Annotated in this window: 10 protein-coding genes and 1 tRNA gene; 3 read left to right on the forward strand and 8 right to left on the reverse strand. The window is 50.9% G+C overall.

Going from position 1 to position 13,237, the window contains the following annotated elements; genetic code table 11:
- Positions 1-3: 3 nt before the first annotated feature.
- Complete coding sequence (locus ACQ4MZ_RS09680; RefSeq protein ID WP_430844604.1) at positions 4-2,334, reverse strand: TonB-dependent receptor; 2,331 nt, start codon at positions 2,332-2,334, stop codon at positions 4-6.
- A gap of 181 nt (positions 2,335-2,515) precedes the next feature.
- Here ACQ4MZ_RS09680 and ACQ4MZ_RS09685 point away from each other — a divergent pair, with 181 nt between their 5' ends.
- Positions 2,516-3,241 carry a hypothetical protein gene (locus ACQ4MZ_RS09685; protein ID WP_430844605.1) on the forward strand — a complete coding sequence of 242 codons (726 nt, stop codon included), beginning with the start codon at positions 2,516-2,518 and terminating at the stop codon, positions 3,239-3,241.
- A gap of 48 nt (positions 3,242-3,289) precedes the next feature.
- On the opposite strand, the gene ACQ4MZ_RS09690 is transcribed toward ACQ4MZ_RS09685, so the two are convergent.
- The 5 genes from ACQ4MZ_RS09690 to ACQ4MZ_RS09710 all read right to left on the reverse strand — a co-directional run bounded on the left by ACQ4MZ_RS09690 (position 3,290) and on the right by ACQ4MZ_RS09710 (position 8,460).
- Positions 3,290-4,351, reverse strand: coding sequence for a 6-bladed beta-propeller (locus tag ACQ4MZ_RS09690; protein WP_430844607.1), 1,062 nt, complete (start codon positions 4,349-4,351; stop codon positions 3,290-3,292).
- A 73-nt stretch (positions 4,352-4,424) separates the two neighbouring features.
- Positions 4,425-5,384, reverse strand: coding sequence for a 1-phosphofructokinase family hexose kinase (locus ACQ4MZ_RS09695; RefSeq protein WP_106597721.1), 960 nt, complete (start codon positions 5,382-5,384; stop codon positions 4,425-4,427).
- A 114-nt stretch (positions 5,385-5,498) separates the two neighbouring features.
- Complete coding sequence (locus ACQ4MZ_RS09700; protein WP_430844608.1) at positions 5,499-6,188, reverse strand: SDR family NAD(P)-dependent oxidoreductase; 690 nt, start codon at positions 6,186-6,188, stop codon at positions 5,499-5,501.
- A 112-nt stretch (positions 6,189-6,300) separates the two neighbouring features.
- Positions 6,301-7,545, reverse strand: a complete 1,245-nt coding sequence (gene clpX / locus ACQ4MZ_RS09705) for an ATP-dependent Clp protease ATP-binding subunit ClpX (RefSeq protein WP_106597723.1) — start codon at positions 7,543-7,545, stop codon at positions 6,301-6,303.
- A 240-nt stretch (positions 7,546-7,785) separates the two neighbouring features.
- Complete coding sequence (locus ACQ4MZ_RS09710; protein WP_106597724.1) at positions 7,786-8,460, reverse strand: ClpP family protease; 675 nt, start codon at positions 8,458-8,460, stop codon at positions 7,786-7,788.
- A 249-nt stretch (positions 8,461-8,709) separates the two neighbouring features.
- Here ACQ4MZ_RS09710 and ACQ4MZ_RS09715 point away from each other — a divergent pair, with 249 nt between their 5' ends.
- A complete protein-coding gene (locus ACQ4MZ_RS09715; RefSeq protein ID WP_223402371.1) occupies positions 8,710-9,084 on the forward strand; it encodes a helix-turn-helix domain-containing protein in 375 nt (124 codons plus the stop codon).
- Positions 9,085-9,158: 74 nt separating this feature from the next.
- Here ACQ4MZ_RS09715 and tig read toward each other — a convergent pair whose 3' ends face one another.
- Both tig and ACQ4MZ_RS09725 read right to left on the reverse strand, forming a co-directional pair.
- Positions 9,159-10,511 carry a trigger factor gene (gene tig / locus ACQ4MZ_RS09720; protein WP_430844610.1) on the reverse strand — a complete coding sequence of 451 codons (1,353 nt, stop codon included), beginning with the start codon at positions 10,509-10,511 and terminating at the stop codon, positions 9,159-9,161.
- 167 nt (positions 10,512-10,678) lie between these two features.
- Positions 10,679-10,760: transfer RNA gene (locus ACQ4MZ_RS09725), tRNA-Leu, on the reverse strand.
- A 169-nt stretch (positions 10,761-10,929) separates the two neighbouring features.
- Here ACQ4MZ_RS09725 and ACQ4MZ_RS09730 point away from each other — a divergent pair.
- Positions 10,930-13,218, forward strand: a complete 2,289-nt coding sequence (locus ACQ4MZ_RS09730; protein WP_430844612.1) for a RelA/SpoT family protein — start codon at positions 10,930-10,932, stop codon at positions 13,216-13,218.
- The last annotated feature ends 19 nt before the right edge of the window (positions 13,219-13,237 follow it).

Raw genomic sequence — 13,237 nt, forward strand, 5'->3', positions numbered from 1 at the left:
TTATCAAGTGCCAAACTTCCATTTCAGGCGGAGCGACGCGTTGCGGCCCATGTCGTCGGCGTAATAGCGGAATCGGTTCAGATAATCCCTGTAAACGGTATTGAACAGGTTCTGAACATTGACACCGATTTCCAATTGCTGTTTTTCAGAAACTTTCAGTGTCGCGCCGGCTTGCAGGCTCCAGAGGGAATAGCCCTTCGGAGGCGGCATAAAATCACTGTTCACGGGAACGCGTTTTTGCTCCGCCACGAGCAGGTTACCAATTGAGATAAACCCGTCCTTCCATTTGCCGCGGTCGGCGAGCTGGTATTTCAATGCATTATCGAGCCGGTTGGGCGGGATCATCACCAGGTAACCGTCGCTGCGTTCGTCGTACACGCGCAGGTAGGTGAGCTTGCTCGAAATGGTGGTGCGTTTCATAAACTCCCAGCTTCCTGATACATCCAACCCTTTGAAAGAAGCGTCGGTTTGAGTGTATTTGAAATAGGGAAATGCGCCTCTGATCGTCAGAATAGGTTCCGGTTGTGGTTTCAGGTATATGAAATCAAAAATGTAATTGTAATAACCGCCTACTTCCACGCTCCATTTTGGCGCGGCGTATTTCACGCTCGCTATCGAATTGAGGGCCTTTTCAGGTTGTAAAGTGGCGTCACCTTTCTCATACGCGGCTGCGCCGTGATGCACGCCGTCGCTGAACAGCTCGCTCACGTTAGGTGCGCGCCAGGCCGTACCCACGTTCACACGTGCAGAAAGGCGTTCGGAAAAGTTACGTGTGGCCCCGGCCGTTCCCGAGAAATTACTGAAATCGAAATGGTCGGCGATCTTTTCACGGTTCACGATCCGGTAGGTTTTCAGGGTCCGGTAATCATAACGAAGGCCGGCTTCGAGCTCCCATTTACTGGTCACATACCGTTCGATCCAAAACAGCCCGATGTTGAACTGGTTAAAATTGGGAATCAGCGGGCGGCCGCTCATGAGGTTGTATTGGTATAATGTGCTCACACCAATTTGCCCGCTGATTTTCCCGGCAATGGGTTTGTGGTCCCAGACCACGTCGTTTGTCAATGAAGTGAGTTTAAATGTGAGTTCGGGATGGTTAAGGGCCGCTATACTGTCGTTTCGAGGGCGGTGCAGGTCGAACTCGTTGCGGTTATTGTATTGCCGCGCTATCGTCCATTGCAGCCGGTTACCATCATTGAAGTGGTAGTGTGTTTCGGCTTTCAGCAACTCATGCGTCGCATTCTGGTTGGGTCGGTTAATAGCATAGCTGAACCCCGATTTAACGAACGGCTCGCCGTTCTTGATCACATTCAGCAGATCGGTGACGCTACCAATGTGCGAGCCGGAGAAAATACCTATTTGGGTGTCAAAACGGCTGTAAAACACGTCGATCCCCAAACCTTTATGACGGTAACCAGCCGCGAGCGAGAAGTTATTTTCACTAATGCCCGTATTATCGAGGAAATAATTGGGTGTACGAATGTTGCCGCCGCGTTTGATGGTGCCCTGCGCACGCCAGCCAAAGCCTTTTACGAAGTTCAGCCCGCCCTGCATGGTGCCCGACAATACGCCCTGGCGGCCATTGGAAAAGCCTACTGCATTCAATTCACCGGTAATGGGCTTGTCGATCGGCAGTTCTTCCGGCTCCACCAATATCACCCCGCCGATGGCATCGGAACCGTAGCGCACACCCGCAGCGCCCTTTACCACCGAAATGCGCGTTGCAATGAACGGATCGATTTCCGGCGCGTGCTCTGAGCCCCATTGCTGGCCTTCCTGGCGAATGCCGTTGTTCATGATCAGTACGCGGTTGCTGTGCAGACCGTGAATCACGGGTTTGGCAATAGAAGAGCCTGTTTGCAGTGTGGTCACACCGGTGACACCTTTGAGGCTCTCGCCCAGTGTTTGGCCACGTGTCTTGTCTAAATCCGCCCCCGAAAGAGTAGTTAATGGTTGAGAAGAAGGTGCATCCGTGCGGTACGCGGTAATCTCGACATCCTTTAAATGCACTTCCTGTTCGAGCAGGTTGAAGTTTTCTTCATGTCCGGCCGTCAGGTCGATTTTTTGCTGGAATGGCGTGTAGCCGACAATGCGGCATTCGAGGGTGTAATTTCCTGGACAAAGGTTGCGGAGCTCGTAACGCCCGTTTACATCGGTGGAAACGCCGTCGCTCTGTCCGACAATCAGCACGGTGGCGCCGATAATCGGCTGGCCGGTATGCCGGTCTTTCACGATACCTTTCACAAAGCATTCGCACGCCGGTTTCTGGGCCATGGCTGTCGGCGAAAACAGTGATAGCAAAAGGATGAGGAGCGAAAATCGGGCAGCGGGCATGTAGCAGGTTACGTCTTTTTGTTACAACGTTGCAAAAATAGGATCATTGCAACTGTGTTGCAATTAAAATCGGGAAGTATTTTGTCAAATTTTCAGCGGATTAGGGTCTTAGGCGTAAATTTGTGCTCCATTTTGCCGCTTAAAATCGTTGTCGGATATTCTTTTAACCAAAATCATGCTGATGCCCCCGCTGATTGCCGGGGTAACAATGGCCGTTCGCAAATGGGGCGAGGGGCTGGGCGGCTGGATCGGCGGGTTCCCCTGGGTGGCGGGGCCGATCTCTTTCTTCATCGCATTGGAGCACGGAGCTGCGTTCGCGGCTTCAACGATCACTTCGGCATTGTTGGGGTCGGTGGGTACGATGCTCTTCGCGTTGGTATATGCGACGCTTTCCCGGCGGATGAGCTGGTTACCGACGGTGCTGCTCAGCTACGGCGCATTTTTTGTGGTTGCATTGCTTTCGCTGGGCAGGGATGTTCCGCTCGCAGCAGGTGTCGGGCTGAACTTGGCGGTGCTGACGCTGGTGTTATATTTTTTCCCAAAACCTAAAACAAAAGCAGAGTTCAAGAAACAACCTTCCTGGGATATTCCATTGAGAATGTTGGTGGCGACGCTCTTCGTGGTCGCTCTCACACAAGCAGCCGATCACCTTGGCCCGACTTGGAGCGGGATATTGACGCCCTTTCCGATCATGACTTCGACGCTGGCGGTCTTTACGCATTCACAGCAGGGCTCGGACGCCGCGATCAGGATATTGTACGGCTTGCTGCTGGCGGGTTATGGGTTCGTCGCGTTCCTGGTGGGCGTGGCTTGGTTAGTGCCACAGATGCCCATCGGTGTTGCCTACGGCATTCTGACGATTTCGACGATGATCGTGAATGGGGTTACAATAAAACTGATCCGCTAGCGCCGCCAACGGATCAGATATTCGTTTGAGTATGTCTTATGTTTTTGCTTAAACTCTTTCCAGCTTTACCGGGTAAGTCTTCTTAGCATTCCATTGGCACACATAAATATTGTGGTCGTTATCGACGCACACATCGTGGCAATGCATGAATATTGGTTTCTCCTGCACCATCAGTTGCAGCTCGCCGTTTCGGTACTCGGGTTTGGTACCTCCCGGGTTTGAAATCACTTTATTGGCTTTATCAATAATCGTTACGAAGCCCGAGTTCGGCGTCTGGTTCAGGTAGCGCAGGCGCGACCAGCACACACCCGCGTAAAGCGTGTCGTCCTTGAAAACCGGGCGACAAACGAATGCGCCGGGCAGGAATATGGTGCTCAGGTATTTGCCATCCAAAGTGAATTTCTTGAATGCGTTGTGCGCGCGCGAAGTGACGATGAGCGTTGGGTTTGCTTTATCGCGGTAATCGATCGCGATGCCGTGAGCGGTAGAGAACTGAGAATCGCCGTCGCCGGAGCCGCCGAACTTATCGATAAACTCGCCTTTGGGCGTGTATCTCAAAATCCATTGCGAGCCATAGCCGTCGGCAATGTAAATGGTACCATCCGGGCCAATGGCCGTTTCGGTAGGCTTGAACGGATCCGCTTCTTTATAGGCGCCTACCTTCGACGGATGTTCGATCGTGAGCAGGATTTTGCCTTTCAAATCTGTTTTAAAGACCTTACCGATGTTGGGATCGCTTATAAACAGGAATTCTTCCCCGTTTGCATTCCATAGCGTAAGCCCGTGCCCGCCCGGAAATTCATGCCCCCAGCTTTCCAGCAGCTTGCCCGATCGGTCGTAGATAAGGATATTGTTTTTAACCTCGTCACCCACCATGATCAGCCTGCCTTTGCTGTCCTGCACCATTTCGTGGCAGTTGTTGACCGGGAACTGGGACGCGTCGAGGTTACCCCAGCCCTGGTGTACCTTATAACGGTGGCTACCATGGCCGATCACCTCGCCATCCACCCTCGGTTCGGCGTGTAGAATGTAGAACGGTTTAAAAGTAAGGGCGGCGGCAGTGGCTGCGGTAATCTTTGCAAACTGACGGCGGGAATGTGTTTCGGACATGACGAATCTTTTTAATTTTTTGAAAAAAGACCGGACTCCCGATTTCTTACTATTTGTTCATACATAGTTTTGATCAACTGGCAGAGTAGCGTTTTCCGTAGCGGTTCAGCCAGTCGAGCAGGCGGTTGACGTCCTGCATTCTAAATAGCTCGCTGCCAGAGTTCATGGTGGCGGCGGTACCGCACGCAACCCCCATCCGGACTGCTTCGCGGTAGGATTTGCCTTGCGACAATGTCCATACAATGCCCGCCAGCATACTATCGCCGGCGCCCACGGTGCTTTTCGGCTGTACGGGAGGGGCGGGGATGTGCTCTACCTGGTCTTCGGTGACGAGCATCGCGCCCATCGCGCCCATGGATACGATCACAATCTCGCATTGCCCGCGTATGATGAGCGCACGGGCAGCATCGTCGACTTCATCCATTTCCAGCTTATCGACGCCTACCAGTTCGCTGAGCTCAGTAATATTCGGTTTCAAAAGATATACGCCTGCTTCGGTAGCATAACGAAGCGCATCGCCGGAAGTATCGGCAATGAACCGCGCGCCCTGGTTATGGGCTATTTTGGCGATTTGCCCATAAAAATCGGAAGGTACTCCCGGAGGAAGGCTACCGCTGGCGATAATGTAAGACGGTTTCGGGTCAAGTTCCTCCATGGTTTCGAGGATCGAGCGTACTTCGGTAGGCATCATTTCGGTGCCGGGCATTCCGAAGCGATATTGGAAGCCGGTGCTGGTTTCCAATACGTGAAAGTTTTCCCTTGTCCACTGTTTGGTTTCGATCACCATGGTTTCCACGCCTTCACTTTTCACAAGCTTGTGCAGGCGTTGGCCGGTAGGGCCGCCCACAGTAAAAATAGCGATCGGGTTACCTCCCAGTCGGTGAATGGCCTTGGCTACGTTAATTCCCCCGCCACCTGCTTCGAAATTGGGTGCGTCGCAACGCAGTTTATTGTCGGGGACGATGCGCGGCACATTGGAGCTTTTGTCGAGCGCGGGATTTATTGTAAGGGTTACAATCGGTCCGGTAGCCATAGGAGTACGGTGTCTGGTGAACTATTTTACGCGAATAAAAGAAAAAAAGCGATTCTCTCTGCGTTCGTATTGCATTCGCAGCAATTTCTTCACAACACAACCGTTTAAGTGCTGCTAGTATTGCTCTTCCAGCACACTTTTGCCGCCGTCAACCACGAGTACCTGTCCGTTGGTAAAGCGGGCGTGGTCCGACAACAGGTACACGGCAGCACCGTCAAGGTCTGCTGGCATGGAGGTGCCGGTGGAAATTACGTTGATACGAATATCGTGTCCTGTGTAAGCTGCCGCAATGGATTTTGAGAAACCGATTACCGCGGCTTTGGACGTTGCGCCTGCGTGGCGCGGGTCGCCTTCTGCCGGAGCGGCTTCGGGGCTCAGATTCAAAATGGATCCACCTTTGTTCATTCCCATAAATGTCCGTACTGCCGCCTGGTTAGAGAGCATGAGTGACGTCAGGCTCTGGTCCAGTGTCCTGCGCCAGCTTTCCAGGCTTAGACTATGTAGCGGACCATCGGTTGCAGGGTCCTCATGCTCTTCCGGAGCGTGATACAATGCGTCAAAACTTCCAAATTCTCGTATACAAAGCTGGATGGCGTCCAGCGCCGTCTGAGGCTGCGTTGCGTCACCTTGTTTGGCTCTTGCATTGCTCCCCAGGTTCAATTCTGCCATCAGGCAACTCTCCGGATTGCGCCCCACTACCACCACGTTCGCGCCGTTTCGGACAAAGGCTTGTGCTGCGGACAAGCCCGCGCCGGTGGTTCCTCCGATAACGACGATCGATTTATTTATGAGCCAGTTCTCCATTTAAAATAGTATAGTGTTTTTGTGTAAAAATAGGACTATTGGGATGAAAAAAGAAGCGCCCTGCTCCTTTGAAAGAGGCAGGGCGCTTGCAAAAATGCTAATGTGATGGCTACTAGGCGACTGAGCGAAGCAATGCCATCGAAGATTTTTCGAATTTATCTTTCGCATAATCAAGCGAGAGCGTGAATTCTTTCACATCTTTTTGAGAAGGCAGATCGAACATCGCGTCGGTCATGATCGACTCGCAGATGGCGCGCAGACCGCGGGCGCCGAGTTTGTAGATCATCGCCTGATCAACAATGTAATCGAGCACCGCGTCTTCGAAATGCAGGGTAATGCCCTCCATCGCGAAAAGTTTGCTGTATTGTTTTACCAAAGCATTTTTCGGCTCGGTCAGGATGCGGCGCAATGTCTCGCGGTCGAGCGGGTTCAAATGCGTGAGTACAGGCAAGCGACCGATCAATTCGGGGATGAGCCCGAATGATTTAAGGTCCATGGCCGTCACGTAGCGCATTAAATTACCTTTATCAAATATCTCGATAATGCGGTTGTCGCCATTGAAACCGATCGGGCGGGTGTTGATCCGTTTTCCGATGTGGCGCTCGATGCCATCGAATGCACCGCCGCAGATGAAGAGGATGTTTTCGGTATTCAAAGAAATCATCTTCTGATCCGGGTGCTTGCGGCCTCCTTGCGGCGGCACGTTCACGATCGAGCCTTCGAGGAGTTTCAACAATGCCTGCTGTACACCCTCGCCGCTTACGTCGCGGGTAATGGAAGGGTTGTCCGACTTGCGGGCGATCTTGTCGATCTCGTCAATATATACGATACCGCGCTCTGCCGCTTCCACATTATAATCCGCAGCTTGGAGCAGGCGGGTCAGGATCGTTTCCACATCTTCACCGACATAACCTGCTTCGGTCACGACTGTTGCATCGGCTACGCAGAAAGGTACTTGCAGAATGCGTGCAATGGATTTAGCGAGATAGGTTTTACCGGTACCGGTTTCGCCTACCATAATAATGTTGGATTTCTCGATCACAACGTCGTCCTCGGTGCTTGCCTGGTTCAGACGCTTGTAGTGATTATATACCGCCACCGCCAGCGAGCGTTTCGCTTCGTCCTGGCCTATGACATATTGTTCGAGGAAATGCTTGATATCAGCGGGAGGAATGGGCTTTAATTTCGGAAGCTTCGATTTCTTCTCTTTCTTGTCCTCTTTCGGCCCTAGCTCTTCCGTAACTACCTGATGCCCCTGGGCAATGCAGTGGTTACAAATGTGAGCGTCAATCCCGGATAGAAGCAAATCCACTTCGCTTTTTTTACGTCCGCAGAACGAACAACTTACTTGTGCCATCGATTCGATTTTAGCAGTTTTGTGAATGTTTCAGGCTTCGGAAAGCCATGGTAAACAAACGTGTGAGTCAAAGTAACAAGAAGACGGAGTGTAATGTTCAATCTTCCTTACAATTGACAATTAGCGGTTATCTTAATGCAAATTTCCGGTTTTTTGACCGGGTTACCAAATCAAGGTTAAGCCATATACTAAAAACGCCCCGACAGCAGGCTGCGGGGCGATGTTGAAAGGTCGTTCAACTTATTTTTCGCGGGTAAGCACCTCGTCGATCAAGCCGTATTCTTTTGCTTCCGTTGCTTTCAACCACTTGTCACGGTCGGAATCCAGGCCGATTTGCTCCGGCGTCTGACCAGTGTGGTGTGCAAGGATTTCGTATAGCTCATGACGCAGTTTCACGATCTCGCGGGTGGTGATCTCGATATCGACCGAAGTACCCTGCGCGCCGCCGGATGGCTGGTGAATCATCACACGTGCGTGCGGGAGCGCCGAGCGCTTGCCTGCCGCGCCGCCTGCGAGCAACACCGCGCCCATAGAGGCCGCGAGGCTGGTACATACGGTCGCTACGTCCGGACGGACGTATTGCATGGTGTCGTAAATACCCAAACCGGCATAAACCGAGCCTCCGGGGCTGTTGATATACATCAGGATATCCTTCTTGGGATCTGCCGATTCGAGGAAGAGTAGCTGGGCTACAATAATGTTGGCGATATTGTCGTCCACGCCTGTGCCCATAAAAATAATGCGGTCGGCCATCAGACGGGAGAACACGTCGACCTCGCGGAAGTTCATAGGGCGTTCCTCGATTACCGAACGGGTCATGTTTTCAACAGAGTGGTTCATGTAACCGTCCACGGTCAGACCATTCATTCCCAGGTGGTGAACGGCATATTTTCTAAATTCATTTCCGTAATTCATCGAAAAAATTAATTTTTAATTTATCAATAGTTAAAGGGCAACTGAGTTCGAGAACAAAAAGCAATATAGCTTAGTTTCTGTTTATATCGCCGCAGGTTTCCCGGTTGCATGGCACAAATTTGACCATTTCACCGAATAATCCTTGTCAATTTCGGCGATAAATTATCGAAAAATGCGACAGTCATCAGCCCTGTTCAATGACTAGATTGCAGCATAAAAACGTTATACCACGCTTAATAATCGGACATTATGAACGTCACATCCAATTTATCAGAGAAAATACGGCAGATAAGGCTGCAAAAAGGCCTTTCGCAGGAAAATATGGCAGACATGCTTGGCTTATCGACGACAGCCTACGGAGATATCGAACGCGGCCGCACGGAGCTTTCGGTTTCAAGGTTAGAAAATGTAGCCAAGCTGCTTGACGTGCCATTGCCCGAATTGCTCGGCATTGATGTGTCCATGTCAGAAACCGAATGGCTCCGGCAGGAGAATACCCGCATATTAGCTGAGAACCGTCGGCTGCAAAATGAGCTGGATCAATGGAAACTGAAATTCCGGCAATTGTTCGGCGACGGCATTGTCCGGCAAATAGGAGAGGAGCGACAGCGCATTGGTTTCTAGGATGCATTGGAACAAAAAAAACACCGCCCGGTTACCCGGGACGGTGAAAAAAATGTTTTTTATATTTTCTGAAATTAAGCTTCGGCTTCCACTTCGCCTTTCGCCAGTTTTTCGAATTCTGATACTTCAACGGTCTGCTCGTCGGTGCTTACCTGGCCGCGGATTACTTCGAGAACTTTGTTGTCAAACACCTGGTTGAACACGCTCGTATAGTTATCCCGTTCTTTGTCGGCAAGGTAACCTTGTGCCACGCGGTCGATCGTTTCACGCATCGATTCGTCGTCGCCGTAGATACCGAATTGTCCTTTCACCATTTCACGTGTGAATGCGAGAATTTCAGGGTATTCTACTTTTACTTCGGATTTGTCGGCGATCTTGTTTTTGATCAGGCTCAGTTTCAAAGATTTCGCGAAATCACCGAATTGCTCGTCGATTTGCTCGCGGGTGAACTTGCCTTCGTTGGTACGCTCCAACCAGCTTTTAAGGAATTCCTCAGGCAATTCGATGGAGATAGCATCCAGCAATGCATTCTCGATATCGCGACGGAGCAATGCTTCGGTTTCGCGCTCGTAGTTGCTTTTGATGATTTCAAGAACCTTCTCGTTGAACTGCTCTTCGCTTTCAACCTGGCCTGGTCCCAATACTTTGTCGAAGAACTCCTGCGTCAATGCGGCTGGGGCAGAGCGCGTTACGTCTTCAACTGTCAATGTATATTCGCCTGAAAGATCAGCGATATCTTCTTTTTTCTTACCGGTTACGTGAGCGATAGCCGACTCATCAGAGAATGTATCCTGAATGTCGAAAACGATTACATCGCCTTTTTTTACGCCGATGAATTTCGCAGCAGCTTCTTCCTTAACTTGTTTGGTAGGGATCGCAGTGCGGGTTGTGAATTCGGTCGATTCCTGTTTCAGCTCACCGAAGATCATGTCCCCTGCTTCGCTTACTTCCGGGTGAATGCTGTCGGCGAAACGCTCGCGAAGGCTGTCGATCGTCTTCGTCAGTTCGTTGTCGTCCACATTGATCGTGTAACGCTTGATGGCAGGCAATGCGCTCAGGTCAGCGTCGAAATCCGATGCAATACCCAGGTCGTAGCTGAATTCGAATGAGCTAGGAGTATCCCAGTTCACTTCTGCCGCTTTGTCGCGGTCAGGCACAGGATCACCTACTACCTGCAATTTGTTTTCGCGGATATAGCTGCTTACTGCGTTGCTGAGGATGTTATTCACTTCGTCAACCAGAATGCTCTTACCATACATGCGCTGGATCACATGGGATGGTACTTTGCCGGGACGAAATCCTTTCAGGTTCACGCGTTTCGAATAATCCTTGATCGTTTTATCAACTTTTGGCTGATAATCTTCCTTGGTCAACGTTACTTTCAGAGAGGCTAAGGTCGGCGAACTCTTTTCTAACAAAACTTCCATGTGTCGCTAAGCTATTGGTAAATACCTTTGTTACATTTGAACAGAAAAAAACAAAAATGCCCTCAAAACGAAGTCCTGAGGGCATTTGACGGGTTTCAATACTACGGAGCAACTCATTTTCCCAGCTAGATGAGGAATCTGACGCCCCGTCATTCCCTTGTATTTCGTACGGGCGGAGGGAATCGAACCCCCACGCCTTGCGGCACTAGATCCTAAGTCTAGCACGTCTACCAGTTCCGCCACGCCCGCTCACTTACTCCCGTTTTTCAACACGTTTGTCGAATTGGGAGTGCAAAGGTATTTCTATTTTTCCAAAACATGCAAATTATTTTCAAAATTTTATCTTTGGGTAAAAGCGTATTGAAAAATGTCGCTAAAATTTGTTATTTTGGTGAAGCATACCAATTAGAAAATAGCAGTGGAGCAACTGGTTGAATCCCTCAACATTGACCTGGAACAGGAGCGTAAGGATATCCTCAAAAAATACCGCCGGCTTTTAAGAACAGCTAAGCCATTTTTGAAGGATAATGATGCTAAATTAATCAAAAAAGCCTTTTATACTTCCGTCGATGCGCATAAGGATATGCGTCGCCGGTCGGGAGAGCCATACATTTATCACCCCCTCGCAGTAGCGCAAATCGTAGTCGAAGAAATCGGGCTCGGTACCACCGGTATCGTGGCAGCATTGCTTCATGACGTGGTGGAGGATACCGACATGGGTATCGACGATATTGAGCGGCTGTTCGGTAAAAAAGTCGCCAAGATTATCGACGGGCTGACCAAAATCTCAGGTCGGTTCGAATATGGCTCGTCGCAGCAGGCGGAGAACTTCCGGAAGATGTTGCTGACGCTCTCGGACGATGTACGGGTAATCCTTGTCAAGCTTGCCGACCGCCTGCACAACATGCGCACGCTCGACAGTATGCCGCGCGACAAGCAACTCAAAATCGCTTCCGAAACGATATTCATTTATGCGCCGCTCGCGCACCGGCTTGGGTTGTACAGCATCAAGTCGGAGCTCGAAGAGCTTTATTTGAAATATACCGAGCCCCAGGAATACCGTGCCATTGCCAGAAAGCTGCGCGAGACGAAAAACATTCGTGACCGCTTCATCTCGAAGTTTATGGAGCCGATTGCGCAGGACCTGGAATCGGCCGGGCTGAATTTTATCCTTAAAGGCCGCCCCAAGTCGATTTATTCGATCTGGAACAAAATGCGGAAGCAAAACAAACCTTTCGAGGAGATATACGACCTGTTTGCGATCAGGATCGTACTTGAATCGCCGCCGGAAAGCGACCGCGAAAAGGCAATCTGCTGGCAGGCGTATTCCATCGTTACCGACCATTATAAGCCCAATCCCGACCGGCTGAAAGACTTTCTGAGCACGCCGCGCGCGAATGGATACCAGTCGCTGCATTCGACGGTAATGAGCAAGAGTGGCCAATGGGTGGAGGTGCAGATACGAACCTCGCGCATGGACGAGATCGCGGAAAAGGGCTACGCGGCGCACTGGAAGTACAAGGGAAATGATACAAAAGTTAAGGGCAATATTGAGCAGTGGATCACGCAGGTGCGCGAGACTTTGGAGAATGGGTTTGGAGATAAAACGGCTGCTATTGAGTTTCTCGACGAATTCCGCAGCAACCTTTTCAATGAAGAGGTATTTGTATTTACCCCCAAGGGCGAGCTGAAGGTATTGCAGGCTGGTTCAACGGCACTGGACTTTGCATTCGACATTCACTCCGAAGTAGGCGCGCATTGCATGGCAGCCAAAGTAGGTGGCATCCTCGTGCCAATCAGTTACGTGTTGAATAACGGCGATCAGATCGAGATCATTACTTCGAGCAAACAGAAGCCGAACGAGGACTGGCTGCGCATTGTGGTCACTTCCAAGGCAAGGGCGCGGATCAAGGATTTTCTCAAAGAAGAAAACCGCCGGTACGAAACCGACGGGCGCCAGTTGGTTGAGAAAAAACTTAAAATACTCGGAATGGACGCTACCGCAGAGGTAATGAACCAGCTCCGTGCGTTTTTCGAATGCAAAACCACGACCGACTTCTTCTACCGCATCGGCAAGGGGTATATTCCCGTCGATGACCTGAAACGCTTCAAACGCGACCGCGAAGCGAAGGAGAAGAAAGCCGCTGAGAATAGCGCCGCCAACAACGCGCCGCCGGCCACAGGTACGGATGGCAAGGCATTGACCAAATACCTGAAACAAATCCACGGCGACCGTGCGGACAGCGACACGCTGCTCATCGGCGACGATATGGACAAAATCGACTACAAACTTGCGCAGTGCTGTAACCCCATCGCGGGCGACGACGTTTTCGGGTTTGTGACGATCAATGAGGGCATTAAAATACACCGCACCACCTGCCCGAATGCTGCCGAGCTGATGTCAAAGCATGGCAACCGCATTATCAAGGCCAAATGGTCGGGCAAGGATGAAGCATTCCTGGCCGGGCTCTACCTCTCGGGTACCGACCGCGTGGGTTTGGTGAACGACGTCACGCGGATCATTTCGAACGAGCTGCACATCAACATGCGCGGGCTTACGATCGATACCAAGGACGGTGTATTCAATGGCGACATTAAACTTTACGTGCAGGATACCAGGCACCTGGACATTCTGATTGCCAAGTTGGAGGAGGTCGAAGGCGTGTACAATGTGCAGCGTTTCGATACCAACCTGAACGGCAAGTAGCCAATTTGAACCATTGCCG

Source organism: Dyadobacter sp. BHUBP1 (genome assembly GCF_050587785.1).
GTDB lineage: Bacteria > Bacteroidota > Bacteroidia > Cytophagales > Spirosomataceae > Dyadobacter.

Bases quoted from the DNA above. Each gene is read 5' to 3' on its own strand.
- ACQ4MZ_RS09710 (WP_106597724.1), bottom strand. From the start codon at position 8,460: ATGAATTACGGAAATGAATTTAGAAAATATGCCGTTCACCACCTGGGA.
- ACQ4MZ_RS09695 (WP_106597721.1), bottom strand. From the start codon at position 5,384: ATGGCTACCGGACCGATTGTAACCCTTACAATAAATCCCGCGCTCGAC.
- ACQ4MZ_RS09715 (WP_223402371.1), top strand. From the start codon at position 8,710: ATGAACGTCACATCCAATTTATCAGAGAAAATACGGCAGATAAGGCTG.
- ACQ4MZ_RS09700 (WP_430844608.1), bottom strand. From the start codon at position 6,188: ATGGAGAACTGGCTCATAAATAAATCGATCGTCGTTATCGGAGGAACC.
- clpX (WP_106597723.1), bottom strand. From the start codon at position 7,545: ATGGCACAAGTAAGTTGTTCGTTCTGCGGACGTAAAAAAAGCGAAGTG.
- ACQ4MZ_RS09680 (WP_430844604.1), bottom strand. From the start codon at position 2,334: ATGCCCGCTGCCCGATTTTCGCTCCTCATCCTTTTGCTATCACTGTTT.
- ACQ4MZ_RS09685 (WP_430844605.1), top strand. From the start codon at position 2,516: ATGCCCCCGCTGATTGCCGGGGTAACAATGGCCGTTCGCAAATGGGGC.
- tig (WP_430844610.1), bottom strand. From the start codon at position 10,511: ATGGAAGTTTTGTTAGAAAAGAGTTCGCCGACCTTAGCCTCTCTGAAA.
- ACQ4MZ_RS09690 (WP_430844607.1), bottom strand. From the start codon at position 4,351: ATGTCCGAAACACATTCCCGCCGTCAGTTTGCAAAGATTACCGCAGCC.